General features: G+C 70.7%; 26 protein-coding genes. 12 read left to right on the forward strand and 14 right to left on the reverse strand.

The genetic code is table 11. The annotated features are described in order from the left end of the window. Window positions 1-4: 4 nt before the first annotated feature. Window positions 5-625 carry a PepSY domain-containing protein gene (locus AMK31_RS14830; protein WP_073940980.1) on the reverse strand — a complete coding sequence of 207 codons (621 nt, stop codon included), beginning with the start codon at window positions 623-625 and terminating at the stop codon, window positions 5-7. A gap of 125 nt (window positions 626-750) precedes the next feature. Between AMK31_RS14830 and AMK31_RS14835 the strand changes: the two genes are divergently transcribed. Further along, the gene (locus AMK31_RS14835; protein ID WP_073940981.1) at window positions 751-1,470 is read left to right on the forward strand and encodes a response regulator transcription factor; all 720 of its coding nucleotides are present in this window, start codon (window positions 751-753) and stop codon (window positions 1,468-1,470) included. Continuing rightward, a complete protein-coding gene (locus AMK31_RS14840; RefSeq protein WP_073940982.1) occupies window positions 1,467-2,888 on the forward strand; it encodes a sensor histidine kinase in 1,422 nt (473 codons plus the stop codon). Before AMK31_RS14835 ends, AMK31_RS14840 begins: the two co-directional genes overlap by 4 nt. A gap of 18 nt (window positions 2,889-2,906) precedes the next feature. Here AMK31_RS14840 and AMK31_RS14845 read toward each other — a convergent pair whose 3' ends face one another. The 4 genes from AMK31_RS14845 to AMK31_RS14860 all read right to left on the reverse strand — a co-directional run bounded on the left by AMK31_RS14845 (window position 2,907) and on the right by AMK31_RS14860 (window position 5,564). Next, a complete protein-coding gene (locus tag AMK31_RS14845) occupies window positions 2,907-3,383 on the reverse strand; it encodes a MarR family winged helix-turn-helix transcriptional regulator (RefSeq protein WP_073940983.1) in 477 nt (158 codons plus the stop codon). A 93-nt stretch (window positions 3,384-3,476) separates the two neighbouring features. Continuing rightward, window positions 3,477-4,283, reverse strand: a complete 807-nt coding sequence (locus tag AMK31_RS14850) for an AIM24 family protein (RefSeq protein ID WP_073940984.1) — start codon at window positions 4,281-4,283, stop codon at window positions 3,477-3,479. After that, window positions 4,280-4,930: an AIM24 family protein gene (locus tag AMK31_RS14855; protein WP_073940985.1), complete on the reverse strand. Its 651-nt coding sequence runs from the start codon at window positions 4,928-4,930 to the stop codon at window positions 4,280-4,282. Before AMK31_RS14855 ends, AMK31_RS14850 begins: the two co-directional genes overlap by 4 nt. A gap of 1 nt (window position 4,931) precedes the next feature. Further along, on the reverse strand, window positions 4,932-5,564 hold the full coding sequence (locus AMK31_RS14860; RefSeq protein ID WP_073940986.1) for an AIM24 family protein: 633 nt from the start codon (window positions 5,562-5,564) through the stop codon (window positions 4,932-4,934). 163 nt (window positions 5,565-5,727) lie between these two features. Here AMK31_RS14860 and AMK31_RS14865 point away from each other — a divergent pair, with 163 nt between their 5' ends. Continuing rightward, window positions 5,728-6,078, forward strand: coding sequence for a DUF3817 domain-containing protein (locus tag AMK31_RS14865; RefSeq protein WP_073940987.1), 351 nt, complete (start codon window positions 5,728-5,730; stop codon window positions 6,076-6,078). Next, the gene (locus AMK31_RS14870) at window positions 6,075-6,368 is read left to right on the forward strand and encodes an MTH1187 family thiamine-binding protein (RefSeq protein ID WP_043383196.1); all 294 of its coding nucleotides are present in this window, start codon (window positions 6,075-6,077) and stop codon (window positions 6,366-6,368) included. Before AMK31_RS14865 ends, AMK31_RS14870 begins: the two co-directional genes overlap by 4 nt. A 30-nt stretch (window positions 6,369-6,398) precedes the next feature. On the opposite strand, the gene AMK31_RS14875 is transcribed toward AMK31_RS14870, so the two are convergent. The 3 genes from AMK31_RS14875 to AMK31_RS14885 are packed head-to-tail and all read right to left on the reverse strand — an operon-like array spanning window position 6,399 to window position 8,484. Next, window positions 6,399-7,049 carry a TetR/AcrR family transcriptional regulator gene (locus AMK31_RS14875; RefSeq protein WP_073940988.1) on the reverse strand — a complete coding sequence of 217 codons (651 nt, stop codon included), beginning with the start codon at window positions 7,047-7,049 and terminating at the stop codon, window positions 6,399-6,401. Beyond that, window positions 7,046-7,726 carry a DUF4166 domain-containing protein gene (locus AMK31_RS14880; RefSeq protein ID WP_073940989.1) on the reverse strand — a complete coding sequence of 227 codons (681 nt, stop codon included), beginning with the start codon at window positions 7,724-7,726 and terminating at the stop codon, window positions 7,046-7,048. Before AMK31_RS14880 ends, AMK31_RS14875 begins: the two co-directional genes overlap by 4 nt. Then, the gene (locus AMK31_RS14885) at window positions 7,723-8,484 is read right to left on the reverse strand and encodes a hypothetical protein (RefSeq protein ID WP_073940990.1); all 762 of its coding nucleotides are present in this window, start codon (window positions 8,482-8,484) and stop codon (window positions 7,723-7,725) included. The genes AMK31_RS14880 and AMK31_RS14885 overlap by 4 nt, the downstream gene beginning before the upstream one ends. A 187-nt stretch (window positions 8,485-8,671) precedes the next feature. On the opposite strand from AMK31_RS14885, the gene AMK31_RS14890 reads away from it, so the two are divergent. From AMK31_RS14890 to AMK31_RS14900, 3 genes are all read left to right on the forward strand, one after another. Next, a complete protein-coding gene (locus AMK31_RS14890; protein ID WP_073940991.1) occupies window positions 8,672-9,181 on the forward strand; it encodes a MarR family winged helix-turn-helix transcriptional regulator in 510 nt (169 codons plus the stop codon). 88 nt (window positions 9,182-9,269) lie between these two features. Then, on the forward strand, window positions 9,270-9,608 hold the full coding sequence (locus AMK31_RS14895; protein ID WP_073940992.1) for a DUF3817 domain-containing protein: 339 nt from the start codon (window positions 9,270-9,272) through the stop codon (window positions 9,606-9,608). Window positions 9,609-9,692: 84 nt separating this feature from the next. After that, entirely contained in the window at window positions 9,693-11,393 is a 1,701-nt protein-coding gene (locus AMK31_RS14900) for an acyl-CoA mutase large subunit family protein (RefSeq protein WP_073940993.1), read from the forward strand. 28 nt (window positions 11,394-11,421) lie between these two features. Here AMK31_RS14900 and AMK31_RS14905 read toward each other — a convergent pair whose 3' ends face one another. After that, window positions 11,422-12,036: a TetR/AcrR family transcriptional regulator gene (locus AMK31_RS14905; RefSeq protein WP_073941285.1), complete on the reverse strand. Its 615-nt coding sequence runs from the start codon at window positions 12,034-12,036 to the stop codon at window positions 11,422-11,424. A 229-nt stretch (window positions 12,037-12,265) separates the two neighbouring features. Between AMK31_RS14905 and AMK31_RS14910 the strand changes: the two genes are divergently transcribed. From AMK31_RS14910 to AMK31_RS14930, 4 genes are all read left to right on the forward strand, one after another. Next, window positions 12,266-13,237: a tetratricopeptide repeat protein gene (locus AMK31_RS14910; protein WP_073940994.1), complete on the forward strand. Its 972-nt coding sequence runs from the start codon at window positions 12,266-12,268 to the stop codon at window positions 13,235-13,237. Window positions 13,238-13,828: 591 nt separating this feature from the next. After that, a complete protein-coding gene (locus AMK31_RS14920) occupies window positions 13,829-14,464 on the forward strand; it encodes a DUF6230 family protein (RefSeq protein ID WP_073940995.1) in 636 nt (211 codons plus the stop codon). Window positions 14,465-14,574: 110 nt separating this feature from the next. Next, window positions 14,575-15,153, forward strand: a complete 579-nt coding sequence (locus AMK31_RS14925; protein ID WP_073940996.1) for a DUF6114 domain-containing protein — start codon at window positions 14,575-14,577, stop codon at window positions 15,151-15,153. After that, window positions 15,143-16,507: a hypothetical protein gene (locus AMK31_RS14930; protein ID WP_073940997.1), complete on the forward strand. Its 1,365-nt coding sequence runs from the start codon at window positions 15,143-15,145 to the stop codon at window positions 16,505-16,507. Before AMK31_RS14925 ends, AMK31_RS14930 begins: the two co-directional genes overlap by 11 nt. Before the next feature lie 90 nt (window positions 16,508-16,597). Here AMK31_RS14930 and pyk read toward each other — a convergent pair whose 3' ends face one another. From pyk to pta, 3 genes are all read right to left on the reverse strand, one after another. Continuing rightward, window positions 16,598-18,028, reverse strand: a complete 1,431-nt coding sequence (pyk, locus tag AMK31_RS14935) for a pyruvate kinase (RefSeq protein WP_073940998.1) — start codon at window positions 18,026-18,028, stop codon at window positions 16,598-16,600. A 73-nt stretch (window positions 18,029-18,101) separates the two neighbouring features. Then, complete coding sequence (locus AMK31_RS14940; protein WP_073940999.1) at window positions 18,102-19,322, reverse strand: acetate kinase; 1,221 nt, start codon at window positions 19,320-19,322, stop codon at window positions 18,102-18,104. Continuing rightward, on the reverse strand, window positions 19,319-21,409 hold the full coding sequence (pta, locus tag AMK31_RS14945; RefSeq protein ID WP_073941000.1) for a phosphate acetyltransferase: 2,091 nt from the start codon (window positions 21,407-21,409) through the stop codon (window positions 19,319-19,321). Before pta ends, AMK31_RS14940 begins: the two co-directional genes overlap by 4 nt. A gap of 203 nt (window positions 21,410-21,612) precedes the next feature. Between pta and AMK31_RS14950 the strand changes: the two genes are divergently transcribed. Continuing rightward, window positions 21,613-22,638 carry an ATP-dependent 6-phosphofructokinase gene (locus AMK31_RS14950; RefSeq protein ID WP_073941001.1) on the forward strand — a complete coding sequence of 342 codons (1,026 nt, stop codon included), beginning with the start codon at window positions 21,613-21,615 and terminating at the stop codon, window positions 22,636-22,638. On the opposite strand, the gene AMK31_RS14955 is transcribed toward AMK31_RS14950, so the two are convergent. Together AMK31_RS14955 and AMK31_RS14960 are read right to left on the reverse strand one after the other, a co-directional pair. After that, window positions 22,635-23,342 (reverse strand): transcriptional regulator, encoded by a 708-nt coding sequence (locus AMK31_RS14955; RefSeq protein ID WP_073941002.1) that lies wholly within the window; start codon window positions 23,340-23,342, stop codon window positions 22,635-22,637. The two genes, AMK31_RS14950 and AMK31_RS14955, sit on opposite strands and share 4 nt — an antisense overlap. A 278-nt stretch (window positions 23,343-23,620) precedes the next feature. After that, window positions 23,621-23,848 (reverse strand): hypothetical protein, encoded by a 228-nt coding sequence (locus AMK31_RS14960; protein WP_073941003.1) that lies wholly within the window; start codon window positions 23,846-23,848, stop codon window positions 23,621-23,623. Window positions 23,849-24,065: the final 217 nt, after the last annotated feature.

Here is a 24,065-nt window from a genome sequence, read left to right on the forward strand (position 1 = left end):
CCGCTCAGTCCTCCTCGGAGACCGAGTCGTCGCCCCGGTCCGCCGTGACCTTGCCCGTCCTCAGGTCGACGTGCCAGTCCCGGTCGGAGCCGGCGGTCTCCGCGCTCCAGCCCTCGCCGCTGTCGTCGTCCAGCTCGACCGAGGTCACCACACCCTTCGCCTCGGCGGCCTGGGCGGCCTCCCGGGCGTCGATGTCCGCGCCCTTCAGAAGGCGGCGGGCCTCGGCGGCGTCGTCCTCGTCCCGGTCGGTGTCGGTGCCGAGGACCTTGCCGGTCGCCGGGTCGACGTGGACGGTGTAGGAGGTGCTGCCGGAGCCCAGGATGTCGACCTCCCAGCCGCGGTCGTCGCCGTCGCCGTCGTCGTCGCCGTCCCGGTCGTCGTCGAGGTCGGCGGAGTAGACCGTGCCCGGCTGGGCCTTCAGCGCGGCCTCGATCGCCTGGGCGGCGGTGAGCTTGCTCGCGGGCGCCCGGTCGGCGTCGTCGGCGACGACACCCGCCGCGGTGTCGACGACCGTCGTGCGCTGTGCGGACCTCGCCTCGTCGCCACCGTCCGCGAAGGCGACCGCGGCCCCGCCGCCGATCAGGGCGGTCGCGGTGACGGCGGCGATGACGATGTTGCGCTTCATGAAGACCCTCCAAGGTCGACGATCGGATCGCTTGGTTCGACGTGACCCACCCTGCCGATCCGAACCTGAAGCCACGCTGAAGCCACCTGAAGATCGCTTCAGCTTCGGTTTGCCACCCTGTACCCATGCGCCCGCCCGTCACCCACCACCGCCCTGCTCGAGGCGCTGCGCGCCGCCCCTTCCGTCTCTTGATCGTCGAGGACGAGAAACGCCTGGCCGTGTCCCTGGCCAAGGGCCTCACCGCCGAGGGCTACGCCGTGGACGTCGTCCACGACGGACGGGAGGGACTGCACCGGGCGAGCGAGGCGCCGTACGACCTGGTCGTGCTCGACATCATGCTGCCCGGCATGAACGGCTACCGCGTCTGCGCCGCCCTGCGCGCCGCCGGCAACGACGTGCCGATCCTGATGCTCACCGCCAAGGACGGCGAGTACGACGAGGCGGAGGGCCTGGACACCGGGGCCGACGACTACCTGACCAAGCCGTTCTCGTACGTCGTCCTGGTGGCCCGGATCAAGGCGCTGCTGCGCCGCCGGAACACGGGCGGCGGCACCCCGGTGCTCACCGTGGGGGAGCTGCGGCTGGACACCGGGGCCCGCCGGGTGCTGCGCGACGGCGCGGAGGTGCCGCTCACCGCGAAGGAGTTCGCGGTGCTGGAGCAGCTGGCGCTGCGGGCGGGCGAGGTGGTGTCCAAGGCGGAGATCCTCGAACACGTCTGGGACTTCGCCTACGAGGGCGACCCGAACATCGTCGAGGTGTACGTCAGCGCCCTGCGCCGCAAGCTGGGCGCCGGGCTCATCCGCACCGTGCGGGGCGCGGGCTACCGGCTGGAGGCGCCGCGATGAGACGCGTGTTCGGGTCGGTGCGGGCGCGGGCCACCCTGGCCGCGACGCTCGTGGTGGCGGTGGCCCTGGTCGCCGCCGGGGTGGCGGTCCTGCTGTCGCTGCGCGGCAACCTGGAGAGCCGCGCGGACTCCGAGGCGGACGGCGCCGCCCGCCAGGTCACCTCCCAGATCGCGGCCGGCACCCCGTACGCCGACCTCGACCTGCCGGACGCCGACGACAACCCGGTCCAGGTCGTCGACGAGGACGGCCGGGTGCTCGCGGTGAGCGAGGGCCTGGAGGCCATCACGGGCACCGGGGTGTCCGCCGTCACCCCGGCCGGCGGCCCGTCGCCCGGGCGGGACGACGACGAGGAGGACCGGGACGAAGAGAGCGACAGCCGGCGCGGCGAGCTCGGCGACGTCGACGGGCACGCGAACGGCACCGCCACCGTGGACGGCGAACGCGCCGAGTACCGCTTCGCCGAGGCGGAGGCGACCGACAGCCGCGGCGAGACCGTCGTCGTCCACGCCGGTGCCTCGCTGGAGGCCCAGCAGGACGCGGTGCGCACCGCGGCCACCGTGCTGCTGACCGGCTTCCCGGTGCTGCTCGCCGTCGTCGCGGGCGTGACCTGGCTGGTCACCCGGCGCGCCCTGCGCCCGGTCGAGGGCATCCGCCGCGAGATGGCGGAGATCACCGCCTCCGAGGACCTGTCCCGCCGGGTGCCCGAACCCGGCACCCACGACGAGGTGGCCCGGCTGGCCCGCACCACCAACGAGACGCTGGCCGCGCTGGAGACCTCGGTGGAACGCCAGCGCCGGTTCGTCGCCGACGCCTCCCACGAGCTGCGCAGCCCCATCGCCTCGCTGCGCACCCAGCTGGAGGTGGCCGCCGCCCATCCCGGGCTGCTGGACCTCGACGGGGCGGTCGAGGACACCGTACGACTGCAACGGCTCGCCGCCGACCTGCTGCTGCTCGCGCGGCTGGACGCGGGGGAGCGGCCCGCCGGGACACGGGTCGACCTGGTCGCGCTGGCCCGGGAGGAGGCGGCGGGGCGGGACCGGGTGACGGTCGAGGCCGACGGGGGCGGTGGTCCGGAAGTGGCCGGATCACGCGGTCAGCTGGGGCGGGTGCTCGCCAATCTGCTGGACAACGCCGAGCGGCACGCACGGTCCTCGGTCACCGTGACCGTGGGCCGGGACGGGGACCGGGCGGCGGTGGTGCGGGTCGCCGACGACGGGGCGGGCGTGCCGGAGGCCGACCGGGAGCGGATCTTCGAACGGTTCGTACGGCTGGACGACGCCCGCAGCCGGGACGAGGGCGGCGCCGGGCTGGGCCTGGCCATCGCCCGGGATGTCGCCGTACGCCACGGCGGCACGCTCACGGCGCACACGGCGCCGGCGGGCGGAGCCCTGTTCGAGCTCCGCCTGCCATTGGCCTAGTCCTCTGGCATTAACTGGTCATGGGCGTCCCCGGTGCCCCCGCAGGTGCTCGGCGATGGGCTTGAGGGCCTTGTCCAGCTCGGTCAGGGCCTCGGGGGAGAGGAGGTCGATGAAGTGCCTGCGGACGGATGCCACATGGTGCGGGGCGACCTTCTGCATGGTCGCCATGCCGTGGTCGGTGAGCACCGCGTAGAGGCCGCGCCGGTCGGACTCGCAGTTCTCGCGGCGTACCAGGTCGGCGTTCTCCATGCGGGTGATCTGGTGGGAGAGCCGGCTCTTGGACTGCAGGGTGGCGGAGGCGAGGTCGCTCATCCGCATCCGCAGATCCTCCGACTCGGAGAGATTCACCAGGATCTCGTAGTCGTTCATCGTCAGGCCGAACGGCTGCAGGTCCTTTTCGAGCTGGTACGTCAACAGTCGGTTGACCTCCAGGTGGGTGCGCCAGGCACACTGCTCCGCATCGGTCAGCCAGCGCGTGGCCGTCTCGGTCTCCATGAATGAAGTCTACCTAAGAAAGTTGAATGGTGAACTAGTCTAGGTGGTGTGACAGTGCGCACGCGTTCGATGTCACACTCCGCAGACTACCGCTCACAGCCCGAAGCGACGCTGGAGGTCTCCCAGCTGTCCGGGAAGGCGCGGTGTCCCGGCCGATCCCCCGTGCCCTCCGGCCATCGCGCCACCGGGCACGCCCGCGCCGGGTGGGATCGCTCCCGTCTCCTGCTCGGGCATCAGGGTCTCGGTCGACTGGAGCAGGACGGTACCCGCCCCCACGAACTCGAACTGGTGCTCCTCTCCGGAAGCCCCTCCGAGGCCCGTCAGCGCACGTAGACCGCCCAGCACGCCCGCCATGTACCCGTGGTCGTAGTGATGGCACGGGGACGGGCAGTCGGCCCAGCCGACGAGCGCCTGCGGGTCCACCCGGATCGGGGGTTCCATGAACACCACCGGACCGTTAGATGCGGCCACGAACTTCCCGGTTCCGATCAGCGTCAGAAACCCCGGCACGATCGACTGCTTGAGGGCGAGACTTGGCTGAAAAGCGAGCAGATTGCCCGCGCGGATCGTCAGATTGCCGTCTTCCAGGTCGAACGAGTTCACATCGAAGGCCCGGTCGGCGAGCAGCATCTTCCCCGAACCCTCCGCCACCACCCAGTCGGAGGCGTGCAGCGGGGAGTGGAACGCCGTGCGGACCAGCCGCTCCAGCCGCCCGTGCCCGACCCCGTTGAAGTCGATCGAGCCGTAGTAGGCGATCATCTTCCCCTTCTGCAGGAACCACCGGGTCCCCTTCAGCTCCACGCAGAAGGTGTACGGGTTCACGTCGTCGTCGGCCGGGAGCGCGGCCGGGTCGTGCACCGTCGGGCCCGGGGCGCCGCCCGGCGTCACATACGTGCTCACAGCTTCTCCTCCGAGGCCTGGACGAACACCGCGCCGCTGCCGCTCAGCTCCAGCTGGAACGCCTCGCCGGAACCCCGGCCCACCATGTCCCGCCAGCTCAGCGCCGTCGACAGCTTGTTGCGCACGTCGCCGTGGTGGGCGACGTACGCCTGCGGGTCGACGTGCACCGGGCGCTGGGGCGTGATCGGGATCTCGAAGACACCGCCATGGGCCATCACGGCGACGGCGCCGTGCCCCTTCAGGGTCGTGGTGAACAGGCCCTGGCCCGTGACCTGCCCGCGCACCATGCCCATGACGCCGCCCTGCGACCCCATGAACATCGTCCCCTGCTGGAGGGTGCCCTCGAAGGCGAGGAGACGGTCCGCCTCCACGTACAGCGTGTCGCCGGTGAGGCCGATCACGTGCACGTGGTGGCCGCCGTGCCCGAACAGCACGGTGCCGTCGCCCTCCACGGTCATCAGGGGGGTGTCCTCGTCGGCGAGCCGGCGGCCGATCATCGACATGACCCCGCCGCGGCCGCCTGCGACGTTGGGCGTGAAGGACACCTCGCCCCGGTACGCCAGCATCGCGCCGCGCTGACTGAACAGCCGCCGGCCCGGCACGACCGTCGCCTCGACCATCTTCGGATTGATCTCCCGGAAGGTCATCTCACACGTCCCCCGCGATCGTGTTCCGCTCGCTGGGCTGGACGTACACCAGCCCGTCGCCCTCGAAGCGGATCTGGAACGCCTCGCCGCCGCCCTCACCCATGAACGTGCGGAACGTCACACCGGACTGGAAGGACTGCCGTACGTTCCCCTGGTGCGCGATGTACGCCCCCGGGTCCACCGTGAGCGGGTACTGCGGGCTGACCCGGAGCACCACCGCCGGGCCGTCCGAGGTGATCGCCGCCTGCCCGTGCCCCTCCACGGTGGTCGTGAACAGCCCGTTGCCCTGCGAGGCGCCACGCAGCCCCGTGAAGCTCGTGCCGGTCCGCAGGCCGCCGTCGGTCGCGAGCAGATTGCTCGACTCCACGTACAGCTTGTCGCCGCTCAGAGCCACCAGGTTGATCTCGGACGCCCGGTCCGCGAACCAGCACGTCCCGTGCCCCTTCACCTCCATCACGGTCATCTGCTCCCCGGTGATCCGCCGGGTCACCATGCCCCGGATCCCCTCACCGCCGCCGCTCAGCTTCTTGAAGGCCATCTGCCCGTCGTACGCGACCATCGAGCCGTTCTTCGCCCGCACGGCATCCCCGGTCATGTCGACGGCCAGCACCTTGCCGCCCTGAAGTCGGAACATCGCCACGATTGCGACGGTAACGGGCGGCGGGGCTCGCCGACAGAGTCCGTGGGACCCGCTCTCGGGTGTCCCGGCGAGGTTTGCCACAATGGGGGAACGCTTGTGCATCCATTCACAAAGCGAGCACCCGCGTTCCAAGCGACTCTCCCACCGAAGGTGACCCGTGGACCTGAAGACAGCCTCCGCCCTCCGCCGCCTCCGCCTGGTCTCCGTGCCCGAGGGCATCTCCTGGATCGTCCTCGCGGTCTGCACGATCATCAAGTACACGGTCGCCGAGGACTTCGACGCCGCCCCCGTGCTCGGCCCGATCCACGGCGTGCTCTTCGTCCTGTACGTGATCTTCTGGCTCGACGCCTGGAACCGCACCAAGTGGGACGGGAGGACGGGAGCCCTCTACTTCGCCTACTCGGTCATCCCCGGCGGCGGCTTCATCGCCGAGCGCAAGCTCCGCCGCGAGGCCGAGGACGCGGTCATCGCGGCCCGCGCCCGCAAGGAAGGGGTCGTGGGCGCATGATCGTCGCCTTCTCCGTGACGCCGCTGGGCGTCGGCGAGGACGTGGGGGAGTACGTCGCCGACGCCGTCCGGGTGGTGCGGGAGTCCGGACTGCCCAACCGCACCGACGCGATGTTCACCTCCGTCGAGGGCGAGTGGGACGAGGTCATGGACGTCGTCAGGCGCGCCGTCGCCGCCGTCGAGGCGCGGGCGCCCCGGGTGTCGCTGGTGCTCAAGGCGGACATCCGGCCCGGGGTGACGGACGGGCTCACCTCCAAGGTGGAGACCGTCGAGCGGCACCTCGCCGAGTAGTCGCCGAGTAGCCCGGGGCGTTCCGCCCGCTCAGCGCCTGGCCGTGCGCCGCAGATGGTGGCGTACGGCCCGCTGGGCCACCGGGCCCAGTTCCTCCAGCGCGGCGACCAGCACGCCGAGCTGTTCCAGCGCGTCCAGCGCCGAGGCCGCGCCGGTCGCGTCCACCCCTTCGTACAGCTCGATGCCGACGAAGGCCGCGGCGACCGCGCGTGCCAGGCCCGCCGGGTCGGTGAACTCGCCGAACGGGGTGGCGGCCAGGACCCGTACGAGGACCTGCTCTATCTCGTCGATCCACAGCTGCAGGCCGCCCGCCGTGGCGGGGCCGAGAGCGGCGTGGGTCTGGGCTCCGGCGAGGAGCTGGCCGAGGAGGGCGACGTGGCCGCCGGCCCGCTCCTCCTCGTGGATGGCGCGGCCCACCGCCAGCAGCTCGGACAGCGACGTGACCGCGGCGAGGCGGGCGCGGTAGCGGGCGACCGCCTGTTCCGCGCCGTACCGGCAGGCGGCGGCGAGCAGCTCGTCGACCGAACCGAAGTGGTAGAAGACGAGCGCCTGGTTCACACCGGCCGCCGCGGCGACCGTGCGGGCCGAGGTCTTGGCGATGCCCTGCTCGGTGAGCGTGCGCAGCGCGCCCTCCAGGAGCCGGTTCTTCGTCTCCAGCGACTTGGCCGTCTCCGGGCTCATGCGCGCGACTCCTCACGGACCGGACGCAGACCGGGCCGTACCCCGCAGCCGCGGATGTCGGTGTACGTCGCCTCGAAGGTGCCCGCGTAGCCGAAGAGCGGGCCGAAGTAGCGGTTCACGACTTGGACCTGGATGCGGAAACGGCCGGTGGTGTCGTCGTACGACTCGCGGACCTCCGCCGTCGCGCCGACGAGTTCGGGGACGCGCACGTCCACCACGCCCTCGCGGAAGCGGTGCTCGCCGGAGCGGATCAGCAGGGAGCCGTCGGGTTCGGCGGCGAAGTGCAGTTCGCTGGCGAGGTGCTGGTGGGTGCCGAGGTAGTCGAGGACGCGGTCCCCCTTCGGGCTCAGCACCATCTGGGCGTCGAAGCGGCGGGGACGGCCGGGCAGTCGGAAGGTGCGCACGAAGCTCACCGTCTCACGGCCGAAGGTGTCGGTGTACGGCACGTTCTCGATGGTGAAGGGGACGTCGCGGCCGGTGCGCGGGACGAGGATGTTGCGGGTGGTGCCGAGCGCCAGGAACGGCTTGACGAAGGCCCCGCCGTGCCAGATCCGGGTCATGACACCGCGGCCCGTGCAGGCTTCGCCGCTCGCCAGGCCCACGGAGAAGCGGCGCCGCAGCTGCGGGTGCAGACGGTCGAAGTCGGAGCCCATCACCGTACGGAAGATCGACGTCATCGGGGGTTCTCCAGGGTGTGCAGCAGCCGGGGCGCGCGTACGCGCGTGGCGGGGGCGCGCAGGCAGCGGCGGGCGGCCGGGGTGTGGGCCAGGGGCGCCTTGAACAGGGCCAGGCAGATGGCGACGGCCAGCAGCAGCGGGCACAGGTAGGCGGCGGACGCGGCGAACGGGCCGAGGAGGCGGAGGGCGGAGTCCAGGCCGAGGCCGGTGCAGGCGAAGGCGATCACCAGCGCGCGCACGGTCAGCTCCGCGAGCCAGTTCAGCAGCGCGCGCTCCGGGGTGATCCCGCGTTCCAGCCACAGCCGGAGCCGGTCGAAGGACCAGGCCGTCGCCCAGCCCATGAGGGGGCGGAAGACGAGCCGGTCGGCGAGCGCGCCGATGGCGCCCCAGCGGGGCCGGTAGTCGTAGCCGGTGAGGAAGCGGACGCCGTCGCCGTCGGGGACGTAGCGCCAGTAGCCGCTGCCTTCGGCGAGCAGGGAGAGCGGGTGCGGGGAGGCGAAGCGCAGCGCGGAGGTGCGGGTGCCGTCGGAGCGTTCCCGCTCGCCGGCGGAGACGCCGGTGCCGGCGACCGTGAGGAAGGGCAGCACGCGGGTCGCGTACCGGATGCGCTGCGGTTCGCCCTCCCCGCGCGGGAGGTAGTCGATCTCTGTGAAGCGGAGGTCCCAGCGCTGGTGCTGGGAGGGCTCCTGGGTGCGGGCCCACAGCTCGTCGAGGTCGGCCCTGATCCGTGTCTCTATGTAGAGCCCCTTGAGGCCCATGGCGAATCCCCCGTTCCGCGAAAGATTTGAGCGACCGCTCAAACTCTTGGAACGAGACCGTACACGTATTTGAGCGATCGCTCAAAGGGTGTGGGCCGGGGAGTGGTGACGGCATTCCCGGATCGCCTGCGACCGAAAGGCGAGACAGGGCTGACCGGCATATGACTGGCCGGTAAGGTCTGATGACGTGCCGAAGCCGCTCAGCCTTCCTTTCGACCCCATCGCCCGCGCCGACGAACTCTGGAAGCAGCGCTGGGGGAACGTGCCGTCCATGGCCGCCATCACCTCGATCATGCGGGCGCACCAGATCCTGCTCGCCGAGGTCGACGCGGTGGTCAAGCCGTACGGACTGACGTTCGCGCGCTACGAGGCGCTGGTGCTGCTCACCTTCTCCAAGGCCGGCGAACTGCCGATGTCCAAGATCGGCGAGCGCCTGATGGTCCACCCGACGTCCGTCACCAACACCGTCGACCGCCTGGTGAAGTCCGGCCTGGTCGACAAACGCCCCAACCCCAACGACGGCCGCGGCACCCTCGCCACCATCACCGACAAGGGCCGCGAGGTCGTCGACGCCGCCACCCGCGACCTGATGGCCATGGACTTCGGCCTGGGCGCGTACGACGCCGAGGAGTGCGGGGAACTCTTCGCGATGCTGCGGCCGCTGCGGGTGGCGGCGGGGGATTTCGAGGAGGAATGAGCCCGGGGCGCGCGAAGGGGTGACCCGGGGCGCGTGGAGGGGCGACCCGCAACAAGATCACCCGGAACGGGTGGTTACGCTCGTACGCATGAAAAAGAGCGTGCTGACCCGCTACCGCGTCATGGCGTACGTCACCGGCGTGCTGCTGATCCTGTTGACCTTCGGCATGATCGCCAAGTATGGGCTCAAGCTTGACGGCGCGGATGACTTCACCCAGGTCGTCAGCATCGCGCACGGCTGGCTGTACGTGGTGTACCTGGTCCTCGCCTTCGACCTCGGCTCCAAGGCGAAGTGGCCGATCGCCAAGCAGGTGTGGGTGCTGCTGGCCGGCACCATCCCGACCGCCGCCTTCTTCGTGGAGCGCCGCATCAGCCGCGAGCTGGAAGCGCAGGTCACGGACGCCTCGCCGGCCGTCGCGAAGGCCTAGGCGCGCGGGCGATACAGCCGTACGGACCAGCGTGCGGCTGTCAGCCATCGACATTTACTTGGACGTCCTAGTAAATTCGAAGGTATGGACGCTCACGCCATCGAGGAGGGCCGCCGACGCTGGCAGGCCCGGTACGACGCCGCGCGCAAGCGCGACGCGGACTTCACCACGCTCTCCGGCGATCCCGTGGAGCCGGTGTACGGACCGCGGCCCGGGGACCGCTATGACGGGTTCGAGCGGATCGGGTGGCCGGGGGAGTTCCCGTTCACCCGGGGGCTGTATCCGACGGGCTACCGGGGGCGGACCTGGACGATCCGGCAGTTCGCCGGGTTCGGGAACGCCGAGCAGACCAACGAGCGGTACAAGATGATCCTCGCCGCCGGTGGCGGGGGCCTGTCCGTCGCCTTCGACATGCCGACGCTCATGGGCCGCGACTCCGACGACCCGCGCTCGCTGGGCGAGGTCGGGCACTGCGGGGTGGCGATCGACTCGGCGGCCGACATGGACGTCCTGTTCAAGGACATCCCGCTCGGCGACGTCACCACCTCGATGACCATCAGCGGGCCCGCCGTGCCGGTGTTCTGCATGTACCTGGTCGCCGCCGAACGGCAGGGCGTCGACCCGGGCGTGCTCAACGGCACCCTGCAGACGGACATCTTCAAGGAGTACATCGCGCAGAAGGAGTGGCTGTTCCAGCCGGAACCCCATCTGCGGCTGATCGGCGACCTCATGGAGTACTGCGCCGAACGCATCCCCGCCTACAAGCCGCTCTCCGTCTCCGGCTACCACATCCGCGAGGCCGGCGCGACGGCCGCGCAGGAGCTGGCGTACACGCTGGCCGACGGGTTCGGGTACGTCGAGCTGGGGCTCAGCCGCGGGCTCGACGTGGACGTCTTCGCGCCCGGCCTGTCCTTCTTCTTCGACGCGCACGTCGACTTCTTCGAGGAGATCGCCAAGTTCCGGGCCGCGCGCAGGATCTGGGCGCGCTGGATGCGGGACGTGTACGGCGCGAAGAGCGAGAAGGCGCAGTGGCTGCGCTTCCACACGCAGACCGCCGGTGTCTCGCTGACCGCCCAGCAGCCCTACAACAACGTGGTGCGTACGGCGGTGGAGGCGCTGGCGGCGGTGCTGGGCGGGACCAACTCGCTGCACACCAACGCGCTGGACGAGACGCTGGCGCTGCCGTCGGAGCAGGCGGCCGAGATCGCGCTGCGCACGCAGCAGGTGCTGATGGAGGAGACCGGCGTCGCCAACGTCGCCGACCCGCTGGGCGGTTCGTGGTACGTCGAGCAGCTGACGGACCGGATCGAGGCGGACGCGGAGAAGATCTTCGAGCAGATCAAGGAGCGCGGGCTGCGGGCGCACCCGGACGGGCAGCACCCGATCGGGCCGATCACGTCCGGCATCCTGCGGGGCATCGAGGACGGCTGGTTCACCGGCGAGATCGCCGAGTCCGCCTTCCGCTACCAGCAGGCTTTGGAGAAGGGTGACAAGAGGGTGGTGGGCGTCAACGCCCACACCGGGTCGGTCACCGGGGACCTGGAGATCCTGCGGGTCAGCCACGAGGTGGAGCGCGAGCAGGTCCGGGCACTGGGCGCCCGGCGCGGCGAGCGGGACGAGGCGGCGGTGCGCGCCGCGCTCGACGGCATGCTGGCCGCGGCACGGGACGGCTCCAACATGATCGAGCCGATGCTTCAGGCCGTGCGGGCCGAGGCGACGCTGGGCGAGATCTGCGGCGTACTGCGCGACGAGTGGGGGGTGTACACCGAGCCGGCCGGGTTCTGAGCGCCGCGGCTGCGCCGCGGGGCACTTCCTAGGCCGCCGTGAGGCCCAGCAGCAGTATCCGCGTGAAGCTGTGGACCCACTCCTCGTCCACCGGTTCCGCGCTGACCAGTTCGCGGTGGACCACCGCGCCCGCCACCACGTCGAAGATGAGGTCGGCCGTACGGGCTGCCTCTCCGGGATCCGTCTCGGGGGGCAGCTCGCCGCGTTCCTGGGCTCGGGCGCGGCCCTCCAGGACCAGGCGCTTCTGCCGGTCGACGATGGAGGTGCGGATGCGTTCGCGCAGGGCGTCGTCGCGGGTGGACTCGGCCAGGACCGCCATCAGGCCGCTCTTCGCCTCGGGCCGTGCCAGGATCGCGGCGAACTGGAAGACCACGCCCTCGATGTCGGCGGCGAGGGTGCCGCGGTCGGGGAGGCGGAGTTCGTCGAAGAGTTCCGCCACCGCGTCGACGACGAGTTCGTTCTTGCCCGCCCAGCGCCGGTAGAGCGTCGTCTTCGCGACCCCGGCGCGCGACGCCACGTCCCCCAGGGTGAGCTTCGACCAGCCGAGGTCGACCAGGGCCGCCCGGGTCGCGGCCAGGATGGCGGCGTCGGCGGTGGCGCTGCGCGGCCGTCCCGCGCGGCCGGCGTGGGTGCGGCTGTGCATGCCGTCGACCATAACCGGCGCCTTCCGGGCCGGCCCGTTCGCGCGCGCAGTGAGGCAGATCACCGCTGCGGGGTGCCGCGCGGGCCCCGTCTGCCATTACGCTACGACTCGTAGCGAAAGCTCGTGAGCGGCACACGCGGGCGACGACCACAGGGCGTGGGGTGGGGACCCGGCGCCCGGCATGCACATCGCTTTTCACACACGCGCGGGAACGGGGGAGGATAGACGCATGCAGCCACGGAACATGTCCATGAGCGGCGTCGTCGACCTCGCCGCGGTCAAGGCGGCCCAAGAGGCCAAGGCCAAGGCCGAGCAGGCGCGCGCCGAAGCGGCCCGCCACGGCGGGGGCGGCGCCGTCTCCCCGGCCGATCTCGTCATCGACGTCGACGAGGCCACCTTCGAGAGTGACGTCCTCCAGCGGTCCACCGAAGTCCCGGTCGTCATCGACTTCTGGGCCGAGTGGTGCCAGCCCTGCAAGCAGCTGAGCCCGGTCCTGGAGCGGCTGGCCGTCGAGTACAACGGGCGTTTCCTCCTCGCCAAGATCGACGTCGACGCCAACCAGATGCTGATGCAGCAGTTCGGGATCCAGGGCATCCCGGCCGTCTTCGCGGTCGTCGCGGGGCAGGCGCTGCCGCTCTTCCAGGGCGCGGCCGGTGAGGCCCAGATCCGGGAGACCCTCGACCAGTTGGTGGCCGTCGCCGAGCAGCGCTTCGGTCTGACCGGTCTCACCGTCGACCCGGAGGCGGAGCCGGGCGTGGCCCAGCCGCCGGCCCAGCCGGCCGGCCCGCACGAGGCCGCGCTGAACGCGGCGGCGCAGGCGCTGGACGCGGGCGACCTGGGCGGCGCGGTGCGGGCGTACCAGAACGTACTGTCCGATGACCCGGCCAACCCGGAGGCGAAACTGGGTCTGGCGCAGGCCGAGTTGCTCCAGCGGGTGCAGGGCCTCGACCCGCAGCGGGTACGCAAGGACGCCGCCGAGAAACCGGCCGACCCGCAGGCGCAGATCGCCGCCGCCGACCTCGATCTGGTCGGCGGGCATGTCGAGGACGCGTTCGGGCGGCTCATCGACACCGTGGCGCGCACGGCCGGCGACGACCGGGACGCCGTACGGCTGCGGCTGCTCGAGCTGTTCGAGGTCGTCGGGGCCGACGATCCGCGGGTGACCGCGGCCCGACGGGCGCTGGCGCGCGCCCTGTTCTAGGAGTGACACGGCTGCCGTCGCAGCACCGATGCGGCCGCGCTTTGCCAAATCTTGGTAATCGCGGCCGCTGTTACTGCCAGTAAGTCAGGGGCGCTGTTCTGTCGGGTTCCGTCCCGGCATTCCTTCTTTGTCACCCCCTCCGATGCCACCCTGAGTCGCCGACCGAGATCAAGGGGTCGTGGTTCGGTTATCCGGCCGTTACTAGCGAGTAACGAACCCCCTTGTGCGGGCGGCGAGAATGCACCACGATCGGCGACGCTCGGTCCATTCCCGCACCCCGACAGCCAATCGGGTCGCGAGGTTTCCTGGGTCCCCACCGAGCAGAGCCGACGGCGGTGCCGCCGGCTCTTGGACAGGGGGGTCTTCGCCAGCGGGCGAAGCCTGTCCGGCAGGGTTGTGCGTGATGCGTGTCAGGCGCGACCAGTGGTTGTCGCTCGGGGGTGATCGCCGGTGATTCGGGCGCGTTACGCGCCGCCGAGCGCGGGCGCTCTCCTTCCCGAGGACGTAGCACTTCTCCCATCCCTGCCCGGCTGAGCCGCCGAACCGGGGGCCAGTCAGGGTCAGGAGATGTACGTCCGAGAAGGAGGAAATATGGAGTCCCAGGTGCGTGGTGGGACCAGATGGAAGCGGTTCGCCGTGGTCATGGTGCCCAGCGTGGCCGCCACGGCGGCGATAGGCGTCGCGCTCGCGCAGGGTGCTCTCGCCGCGTCGTTCAGCGTTTCCGGACAGTCTTTCAAGGTTACGACCGAGCAGCTCGACGGCACGGGCTTCGCGCAGTACGGCGCTCTTGACGAGGGCTACACGCTCGACGGCAAGAAGACGGTTCACCCCGTCGCCGTCTCGGCGTTCAAGTCCGCGACCATCAAGAACATGTGTCAGTCGGTCGTCACGCCGAACATCCCGGTGCTCGGCAATGTCAGCCTGATCCTGCGGGCCGGCCAGGGTGACACCCCGGTCAAGGCCGAGAACCTGTACATCGACGTCGCCGAGCTGGAAGGTGACGCCACCTTCCGCGGCATCGACATCGGTGTGGCCGCCAAGGACGCCTCCAAGGGTCCCGGCATGAAGGGCGGCAAGGAGCAGGCCAACCCGTTCGGGTTCGCTCAGCAGGCCGATTCGGTCACCCTCAAGGACGTGAAGCAGACGGCGTGGGCGACCACCGCCGGAACCTTCAAGCTCAGCGGCCTGAAGATGTCGCTGTCGACGGGTGTCAAGGAGTGCTACTAAGCACTCGCTGACGGGCGGGGGCGCCGGTGGCACCCCCGCCCGTCCACTCTCCAACTCTGCATTCGCAGTACCACTCACCACGGCAACGCCGTTCCAGGGAGCTGTTTTCCATGAGCGCCGAGACTCCTGCCGCGCCCGGCAACGACGAGCACTACCTCCGGGTCTTTCGGCGGAACTTCCGCGCCTGGCGGGGCACCCGGCCGTTCTGGGCCGGCCTGTTCGTCATGCTCGGCGGACTCCCCATCGCCTACTTCCCGTACGCAAATCTCCGGCTCGGCCATCTGACGCTGGCGATGGCCACCACCGCGGGTGCCGGGTCCCTGATCATCGGCGTACTGCTCGTCGTCCTCGGCTTGAGCCTCTGGTTCCAGAAGCACGTCCGGGTCTTCGCGGGCGTGGCGGCGATCCTGCTGGCGCTGGTGTCCATCCCCGTCTCCAACCTCGGCGGCTTCCTCATCGGCTTCCTGTTCGCCCTCATCGGCGGCGCGATGGCGGTGTCCTGGGCCGAGGGCGCGCCGCCCGCTCCGGCGCGGGCGGACGTCGGGGGAACGGGCACGGCCCCCGGGGACACCGGCCTCGGCAAGGCCCCGCAGGCCCCGGTCACGGACACGGACACGGTGGGTGCATCCGACGATCTGTCAGGAACGAGCCCCGGCAACGAGGCGAACGGGAGGCACAGTGCCGGCTGACGAGGTGACCCACGGGGCTGATGTGGACGAGTCCCGTGTGAGAACCGGGCCGCGCCACGCGGCACCCAAGAAGCCGCTGTTCACCAGGTTCCACATGCCGGCCGGCAAGGCGATAGCCCTGGCGGCGATGCCGACCGCGGTCCTGATGGGGATGGGGTTCACTCCGAAACTCGCCCTCGCCGAGGACCAGCCGGCGTCACGGAGCCTGACGGCCGACGAGTACAAGGCGTGCGTCGCGGCCCTGGAGGACGCCGAGAAGGGCGACACCGCCACGGCCACGCCGTCGCCGTCCGCCTCGGCGAGCGAGAGCCCGTCGGACGTCGGCGCCGAGCCGACCCCGTCGGCCACGTCCGGCTCGGGCTCGGGCTCCGGCTCCGGCGACTCGGGCTCCGGCACGGGCGGTTCCGGCTCGGGTGAGGGTTCTTCGGCGGATTCAGGTTCCGCCGACGAGGCCGAGCCCACGCCGTCCGCCTCCGCCGAGGCACCGGAGACGAAGGAGCCGCAGGCCGCGCCCTCGCCGTCCGAGACGCAGCAGGGCGTGCTGGAGACCATCGGCGACACGGTCACCGGTGTGGTCGGCGGTGTCGTCGACGGCATCACCGGCGGCGGCGCCGAGGAGAGCCCGAGCGCCACTCCGGCCCCGTCCGTCTCGGCGACGCCGAGCCCGGACGGGAGCCAGGGCGCGGACTCCGGGAGCGGCGACGCCGGGGACCCGGTGAAGGAGACCACCGACAAGGTCACCGACGCGGTGGAGGACACGGCCGAGGGCGCCGGCGACACGGCGTCGGACGCGACCGGCGAACCGACCGCGGAGCCGACCGAGGACCCCGAGGCGACGGCCACCCCGTCCCCCTCGGCGAGCCCGAGCACCGACGTGGACGACTGCCCGGTCGCCACCGACGCGGAGGGCGGTGTCGACAACCCGGTGCCGCTGCCCGACGACCCCTGGTACCTGAACGCCAGCTCGCTGACGCTGAAGGGCGCCTCCTACAAGGGCATCGTCGAGGTGCGCACCGCCAACGGCACCACCAAGAAGGTGCTGAAGTACGTCATATCGAACGGCACCGACATCGGCGACCTGCACCAGACGGTGAAGGACGAGCAGTCCGGCAAGACGTACCACGTCGAGGCGGCCAAGGGCTCGACGTCGACCATCCGCGACGGCGACACGGTGATGTACACGGAGAGCATCTCGGGCAATCTGCTCGGGCTGATCCCGATCACCTTCGACCCGGAGAACCCGCCGCCGCTGGACATCCCGCTGATCTACTTCACGAAGGTGAAGGTGGTCCAGGCCGGCCAGTTCGGCGGCACCCTGCACGTCCCCGGGCTGCATCAGTACGTCACCGACTGACCGCCCGCACAAGCCCGTTCGGGAGCCGCGAAAGCACTGAGGGCGCCCCCTTCCGCAGGGGGCGCCCTCAGTGTCGTACGGGAGGCGGCGTCAGTCGCGGTCGCCCTCGCCCAGGTGGTGCACCCGGACCATGTTGGTGGTGCCGGGGACGCCGGGGGGCGAGCCGGCGGTGATGACCATGATGTCGCCCGGGTTGAAGCGGTTGAGCTTGATGACCTCCTGGTCCACCAGGTCGACCATCTCGTCGGTGCTGTTCACGAACGGCACGACGTTGGGCTCCACGCCCCAGCTGAGCGCCAGCTGGTTGCGGGTGGACTCGTCGGTGGTGAAGGCCAGGATCGGCTGGGTCGCGCGGTAGCGGGACAGCCGGCGGGCGGTGTCACCGGACTTGGTGAAGGCCACCAGGCCCTTGCCGCCGAGGAAGTCGGCGATCTCGCAGGCGGCACGGGCCACCGAACCGCCCTGCGTACGCGGCTTCTTGCCCGGGACCAGCGGCTGCAGGCCCTTGGCCAGCAGCTCCTCCTCGGCCGCCTGGACGATCTTCGACATCGTCTTGACGGTCTCGATCGGGTACGCGCCCACGCTGGACTCGGCGGAGAGCATGACCGCGTCGGCGCCGTCCAGGATCGCGTTGGCCACGTCGGAGGCCTCGGCGCGGGTCGGCCGCGAGTTGGTGATCATCGACTCCATCATCTGGGTCGCCACGATCACCGGCTTGGCGTTGCGGCGGCACAGCTCGATGAGCCGCTTCTGCACCATCGGGACCTTCTCGAGCGGGTACTCGACGGCCAGGTCGCCGCGCGCGACCATCACACCGTCGAACGCCATCACGACGTCCTCCATGTTGGCCACCGCCTGCGGCTTCTCCACCTTGGCGATGACCGGGACCCGGCGGCCCTCCTCCTCCATGATCTTCCGGACGTCGTGCACGTCGTTGGCGTCCCGGACGAAGGAGAGGGCGACCAGGTCGCAGCCCATGCGCAGCGCGAACCGCAGGTCCTCGACGTCCTTCTCGGACAGCGCGGGCACGTTGACGGCCGCGCCGGGCAGGTTGATGCCCTTGTGGTCGGAGATGACGCCGCCCTCGATGACGATCGTCTTCACCCGGGAGCCCGCGACCTCGATGACCTTCAGCTCGACGTTGCCGTCGTTGATCAGGATCTGGTCGCCCTTGGCCACGTCGCCGGTCAGACCCTTGTAGGTCGTGCCGCAGATCGTCTTGTCGCCCGGGACGTCGTCGGTGGTGATGGTGAACTCGTCACCGCGCACCAGCTCCACCGGGCCCTCGGCGAAGGTCGCGAGCCGGATCTTCGGGCCCTGGAGGTCGGCGAGGACACCGATGGCCCTGCCGGTCTCCTTGGCGGCGGCCCGGACGCGGTCGTACCGCCCCTGGTGCTCCTCGTGGGTGCCGTGGCTGAAGTTGAAGCGGGCCACGTTCATGCCGGCTTCGATCAGCGCGACCAGTTGCTCATGGGAGTCGACCGCTGGGCCGAGAGTACAGACGATTTTCGAACGGCGCATGGGGCGATCCTATCGGTTTGTTTCGCTGCGGAATATTCCGGCTGGCGGAAAATACAAAAGGGCGGGATGCCGCTCAGGTGAGATTCGCTGAGTCATTAACCAGCGCGTAGGTCTGCGTGGCAATCTCCAGTTCCTCGTCGGTCGGGACCACGGCGACCGCGACCCGCGCGTGCTCGGGCGAGATCAGTCGCGGTTCGCCGCCGCGTACGGCGTTCAGCTCGCTGTCGACGGCCAGACCCAGCTCCTCCAGGCCCGCCACGGCGGCCTCCCGCACCACGGCCGCGTTCTCGCCGACGCCGGCGGTGAAGGCGACCGCGTCCACCTTGCCGAGCACGGCGTAATAAGCGCCGATGTACTTCTTCAAGCGGTGAATGTAGATGTCGAAGGCGAGTTGCGCCTGTTCGTCGCCCTCGTCCACCCGCCGGCGGATCTCGCGCATGTCGTTGTCACCGCACAGACCGATCAGTCCGCTCTTCTTGTTGAGAAGAGTGTCGATCTCATCCGTGGACATTCCGCCAACACGCATCAAATGGAAGATGACGGCCGGGTCCATGTCGCCGGAGCGGGTACCCATCACCAGTCCCTCCAAAGGCGTCAGCCCCATGGAGGTGTCCACGCAGCGACCGCCCCGCACCGCCGTGGCCGACGCCCCGTTGCCCAGGTGCAGCACGATCACGTTCACCTCCTCCGGCGCCTTGCCCAGCAGCTTCGCCGTCGCCCGGGACACATACGCGTGCGAGGTGCCGTGGAAGCCGTAGCGGCGGATGCGGTGCTGGTCGGCGGTCTTCACGTCGATCGCGTACCGCGCCGCCGACTCCGGCATCGTGGTGTGGAACGCGGTGTCGAACACGGCGACCTGCGGCAGGTCCGGCCGCAGCGCCTGCGCGGTGCGGATACCGGTGAGGTTCGCCGGGTTGTGCAGCGGGGCGACCGGGATCAGCCGCTCGATCTCCGCGAGCACGGTCTCGTCGATGACCGTCGGCTGCGTGAAGTACTTGCCGCCGTGCACCACCCGGTGGCCTATCGCGGCCAGCTCCGGCGAGTCCAGACCGAGGCCGTCCTTGGCCAGCTCGGCGGAGACCGCCTTCAGGGCGGCGTCGTGGTCGGCGATCGGCCCCGTCCACTCGCGGCTGTCGCCGCCGCCGTGCAGCGGGGTGTGCGTCAGCCGGGAGGTCTGCTCACCGATGCGCTCGACGAGGCCCGCCGCCAGCCGGCTGCTGTCGCGCATGTCGAGCAGCTGGTACTTCACCGACGACGAGCCGGAATTGAGGACGAGGACGCGGGTCGGACTCACTGGTCGGAAGCCTTCTCGATCGGGGACTGGGCCTGGATGGCCGTGATGGCGACGGTGTTGACGATGTCCTGGACGAGCGCGCCCCGGGACAGGTCGTTGACGGGCTTGCGCAGACCCTGCAGCACCGGGCCGACGGCGATCGCGCCGGCCGAGCGCTGCACGGCCTTGTAGGTGTTGTTACCCGTATTGAGGTCCGGAAAGATCAGAACCGTTGCCTGCCCGGCGACCTCGGATCCCGGCAGCTTGGTCGCGGCGACCGACGGCTCGACGGCGGCGTCGTACTGGATCGGGCCCTCGATCTTCAGATCGGGGCGCCGCGCCCGCACCAGCTCCGTGGCCGCGCGCACCTTGTCGACGTCGGCGCCGGAGCCGGACGTACCGGTGGAGTACGACAGCATCGCGATCCGCGGGTCCACGCCGAACCGGGCGGCGGTGGCCGCCGACTGGACGGCGATGTCGGCCAGCTGCTCGGCGTCCGGGTCCGGGTTGACCGCGCAGTCGCCGTAGACGAGCACCTTGTCGGCGAGACACATGAAGAACACCGAGGAGACGATCGAGGCGTCCGGGTCGGTCTTGATGATCTCGAAGGCCGGGCGGATGGTGGCCGCCGTGGAGTGCACCGAGCCCGACACCATGCCGTCGGCCAGGCCCTCCTGCACCATCAGGGTGCCGAAGTAGTTCACGTCGGAGACGACGTCGTAGGCCAGCTCCACGGTGACGCCCTTGTGGGCGCGCAGCGCCGCGTACTTCTCGGCGAACGCGTCGCGCAGCTCCGAGGTCGCCGGGTCGATCAGCCGGCAGTCGCCCAGGTCGATGCCGAGATCGGCGGCCCTCTTGCGGATACGGTCCTCCGGGCCCAGCAGCGTCAGATCGCACACGCCGCGGCGCAGCAGCACCTCGGCGGCGTGCAGCACCCGCTCCTCGTCGCCCTCCGGCAGCACCACCCGGCGACGGTTCGCGCGGGCCTGCTCCAGCAGCTTGTGCTCGAACATCATCGGGGTGACGCGGTCGCTGCTCGGCGCGGAGACCCGCTTGTTCAGGTCGGCGGTGTCGACGTACCGCTCGAACAGGCCGAGCGCGGTCTCCGCCTTGCGCGGAGTGGCCGCGTTCAGCTTGCCCTCCAGGGAGAACAGCTGCTCGGCGGTGGGGAAGCTGTTGCCGGACACCGAGAGCACCGGGGTGCCGGGGGCGAGGCGCGCGGCGAGGGTGAGGACCTCGTCGCTCGGCACCTCGTCGAGGGTGAGGAGCATGCCGGCTATCGGCGGGGTGCCGGCGCTGTGCGCGGCCAGCGAGCCGACCACCAGATCGGCGCGGTCGCCCGGTGTGACCACCAGGCAGCCCGGGGTCAGAGCGCTCAGGAAGTTCGGCAGCATGGCCCCGCCGAAGACGAAGCCCAGCGCGTCCCGGGCGAGGCCGGAGTCGTCGCCGAGCAGCACTTTCGCGCCCAGGGCGTGGCCGATCTGGGAGACGGTCGGCGCGGACAGCGCGGGCTCGTCGGGCACCACGTAGCAGGGCACCGGGAGCCGGCCGGCCAGCCGCTCGGCGATCTCGTCGCGGTCCTCGCGGGCCACCCGGTTGGTGACCATGGCGAGGACGTCGCAGCCCAGGCCGTCGTAGGCGCGGTAGGCGTTGCGGGTCTCGGCGAGCACGGACTCGGCGGGCTGCTTGCGGCCGCCGACGACGGGGATCACGGACGCGCCGAACTCGTTGGCGAGCCGGGCGTTCAGGGACAGCTCGTCGGGGAGCTGGGTGTCGGCGAAGTCGGTGCCGAGGACGAGGACCACGTCGTAGTCACGGGCCACCAGGTGGAAGCGGTCGACGAGGGAGGCGACCAGCTCGTCCGTGCCGCGTTCGGCCTGGAGCGCGGACGCCTCGTGGTAGTCCATGCCGTAGACGGTCGCCGGGTCCTGCGACAGCCGGTAGCGGGAACGCAGCAGCTCGAACAGGCGGTCCGGCCCGTCGTGGACGAGGGGACGGAAGACACCCACCCGGTCGACCTGCCGGGTCAGGAGCTCCATGACCCCCAGCTCCACGACCTGGCGGCCGTCGCCGCGGTCGATGCCGGTCACGTACACGCTGCGCGTCACGTGTGCTCTCCGTTTCGTCTCGAGTGGGTTTCGTCTCGGATGGGGTACAAAAATCGCCCACCGAGGTGAGCAGAACCCTCTTGACAATACCCCCGCCGCTGGATAAGGCGCCCGTCAAGAGTGGTGAGCGGCAACGGGGTGAGGGACGTGAAACAATCGGTAGTGGCTCACCGGTATCAACAGCGAGCAGGAGACACAGCACGATGCGTATCGGAGTTCTCACCGCAGGCGGCGACTGCCCCGGCCTGAACGCAGTGATCCGGTCGGTCGTGCACCGAGCGGTCGACAACTACGGCGACGAGGTCATCGGCTTCGAGGACGGATACGCGGGCCTGCTCGACGGCCGCTACCGCACCCTCGACCTGAACGCCGTCAGCGGCATCCTCGCCCGCGGCGGCACCATCCTCGGCTCCTCGCGCCTGGAGCGCGACCGCCTGCGCGAGGCCTGCGACAACGCGGCCGACATCGTCAGCGACTTCGGCATCGACGCGTTGATCCCGATCGGCGGCGAGGGCACGCTGACGGCCGCGCGCATGCTGTCCGACGCGGGCCTGCCGGTGGTCGGCGTCCCGAAGACGATCGACAACGACATCTCGTCGACCGACCGGACCTTCGGCTTCGACACGGCGGTCGGCGTCGCGACGGAGGCGATGGACCGCCTGAAGACGACCGCGGAGTCCCACCAGCGCGTGATGGTGGTGGAGGTCATGGGCCGCCACGCCGGCTGGATCGCGCTGGAGTCCGGCATGGCGGCGGGCGCGCACGGCATCTGCCTCCCGGAGCGCCCCTTCGACCCCGCCGACCTGGTGAAGATGGTCGAGGAGCGGTTCGCCCGCGGCAAGAAGTTCGCCGTCGTCTGCGTCGCCGAGGGCGCCCACCCCGCCGACGGCACCATGGACTACGGCAAGGGCGCGATCGACCAGTACGGCCACGAGCGCTTCCAGGGCATCGGCACCGCCCTCGCCCACGAACTGGAGCGCCGCCTCGGCAAGGAGGCCAAGCCGGTCATCCTCGGCCACGTCCAGCGCGGCGGCGTCCCCACCGCGTACGACCGCGTCCTCGCCACCCGCTTCGGCTGGCACGCGGTGGAGGCCGCCCACCGCGGCGAGTTCGGCAACATGACGGCCCTGCGGGGCACCGACATCGTGATGGTGCCGCTGGCGCAGGCGGTCACGGAACTGAAGACGGTTCCGAAGGACCGGATGGACGAGGCGGAGTCGGTCTTCTAGCCCGTGTACCGCTGCACGGTCGTCCAGAAGTACTCCACGATCCGGTCCAGGAAGTCCTCGCCGGACGCGCTGGAGTCCTTGCCGCCGCCGCCCCAGCTGAGGGTGGCCGTCATGTGCCCCTGGTAGTCCTGGTGCAGTTCCTGGAGGGTGCCCTCCAGGACGCGCCGGTCCAGGGGCACGATCTTGCCCACCGGGCGGACGTACGCCTGCCAGCGCGTGGTCACGGCACTGCGCAGCATTTCGGCCAGCTTTCCCTCCCGCCCGGTGATGGTGACGAAGGCCGCCAGGTCGAGGTCGAGCAGATCGGCGAGTGCCGCCGACTGCCGGTCGGTGCCGCGCCACTCGTCGCGCTCCTCCATCCGCTGATACGCGAGCAGCTCCAGGCCGACCGCGCGGGCGACGTCCTCCGGGGCGAACCCCCGCGCGATCCGGTGTTCCTTGAGCGTCCGCGGGCTGCCTATCAGCTCCGCCGGGGAGCACCACAGCACCCCCGCGAGCGCGGTCAGCTCCGGGCTGGTGGGGCTGGCGACCCCGCGTTCCCAGGCGATCACGAGATCAGGGGTCACGTACGGCATCCCGTACGACGCCCGCATGCCGTAGGCGACATGCTCGGGCCCCATCCCGAGGGCGGCCCTGAGCCGACGGGCGGCGAGGGCGTTGAAGGGCGGGGCGGGCTGGTTCGACTGAGGTGAGGGTCGGCGCACGGTGCACCAACGTAGGGGTGGGGAAGGGGTGGTGACTACGGTCTGTTCGGCCACAATTACAGATCGTAGGAACGTACGGTTTTGGCCATGTGCGACGACTACTGGCCGGTCACCCCTTGACGACTCCGCGTGATTTCTTTGCGGGTTGAGTGGGGTCTCACAGGAGGTGGTCGGCCTTGCCTGCCTTGATGTCGCGGATGAGGCTGCGGAGGGCTTCGCGGGTGTCGGTGCCGATGCGGAAGCAGTTGTTGCCTTGGCACAGCGTCTTCTCGGGGTGGTCAGAGCTGGCGGGCGATGGAGTGGATGAGGTCGCGCGAGTCCTCCCGGTACATCGCGAGCTGGGCCTCGGTGTGAGTGAACTCGCCGCCGTGTGCGGAGTCCAGTTGCACGGTGTCGAGCCGAGGAATCGGGCCGTGGGCGTAGAGCACGGCGTGCCCCGCGCCGGGGAACACGCTGGCTGCGATGGCGAGGACGCGCGGCTCGAAGTGGTCGGCTGGCTGCGGCACCGGGACGGGGCGCTGCGCGGGATTCCTGCGACGGCCATGCGCGGCACACCCATCCCCGGCTGGCGGCCTGCGATGCGCGGAGGAGGGTGGCGTTGCGGGTGCTGGAGTGCTGGAGTGCTGGAGTGCTGGGGTGCGTGGTGCGGGCGTGCGAGGGGGGTGTGGGGGTTCGGTGGGATGCGGATGTGGGCGGTGTTGCCTTGGCGGGGGCCCCGGGTTT

The organism is Streptomyces sp. TSRI0107 (assembly GCF_001905845.1).
Lineage (GTDB): Bacteria > Actinomycetota > Actinomycetes > Streptomycetales > Streptomycetaceae > Streptomyces.

Bases quoted from the DNA above. Each gene is read 5' to 3' on its own strand.
- AMK31_RS14830 (WP_073940980.1), bottom strand. From the start codon at position 625: ATGAAGCGCAACATCGTCATCGCCGCCGTCACCGCGACCGCCCTGATC.
- AMK31_RS14835 (WP_073940981.1), top strand. From the start codon at position 751: ATGCGCCCGCCCGTCACCCACCACCGCCCTGCTCGAGGCGCTGCGCGC.
- AMK31_RS14840 (WP_073940982.1), top strand. From the start codon at position 1,467: ATGAGACGCGTGTTCGGGTCGGTGCGGGCGCGGGCCACCCTGGCCGCG.
- AMK31_RS14845 (WP_073940983.1), bottom strand. From the start codon at position 3,383: ATGGAGACCGAGACGGCCACGCGCTGGCTGACCGATGCGGAGCAGTGT.
- AMK31_RS14855 (WP_073940985.1), bottom strand. From the start codon at position 4,930: ATGACCTTCCGGGAGATCAATCCGAAGATGGTCGAGGCGACGGTCGTG.
- AMK31_RS14860 (WP_073940986.1), bottom strand. From the start codon at position 5,564: ATGTTCCGACTTCAGGGCGGCAAGGTGCTGGCCGTCGACATGACCGGG.
- AMK31_RS14870 (WP_043383196.1), top strand. From the start codon at position 6,075: ATGATCGTCGCCTTCTCCGTGACGCCGCTGGGCGTCGGCGAGGACGTG.
- AMK31_RS14875 (WP_073940988.1), bottom strand. From the start codon at position 7,049: ATGAGCCCGGAGACGGCCAAGTCGCTGGAGACGAAGAACCGGCTCCTG.
- AMK31_RS14880 (WP_073940989.1), bottom strand. From the start codon at position 7,726: ATGACGTCGATCTTCCGTACGGTGATGGGCTCCGACTTCGACCGTCTG.
- AMK31_RS14885 (WP_073940990.1), bottom strand. From the start codon at position 8,484: ATGGGCCTCAAGGGGCTCTACATAGAGACACGGATCAGGGCCGACCTC.
- AMK31_RS14895 (WP_073940992.1), top strand. From the start codon at position 9,270: ATGAAAAAGAGCGTGCTGACCCGCTACCGCGTCATGGCGTACGTCACC.
- AMK31_RS14900 (WP_073940993.1), top strand. From the start codon at position 9,693: ATGGACGCTCACGCCATCGAGGAGGGCCGCCGACGCTGGCAGGCCCGG.
- AMK31_RS14905 (WP_073941285.1), bottom strand. From the start codon at position 12,036: ATGCACAGCCGCACCCACGCCGGCCGCGCGGGACGGCCGCGCAGCGCC.
- AMK31_RS14910 (WP_073940994.1), top strand. From the start codon at position 12,266: ATGCAGCCACGGAACATGTCCATGAGCGGCGTCGTCGACCTCGCCGCG.
- AMK31_RS14920 (WP_073940995.1), top strand. From the start codon at position 13,829: ATGGAGTCCCAGGTGCGTGGTGGGACCAGATGGAAGCGGTTCGCCGTG.
- AMK31_RS14925 (WP_073940996.1), top strand. From the start codon at position 14,575: ATGAGCGCCGAGACTCCTGCCGCGCCCGGCAACGACGAGCACTACCTC.
- pyk (WP_073940998.1), bottom strand. From the start codon at position 18,028: ATGCGCCGTTCGAAAATCGTCTGTACTCTCGGCCCAGCGGTCGACTCC.
- AMK31_RS14950 (WP_073941001.1), top strand. From the start codon at position 21,613: ATGCGTATCGGAGTTCTCACCGCAGGCGGCGACTGCCCCGGCCTGAAC.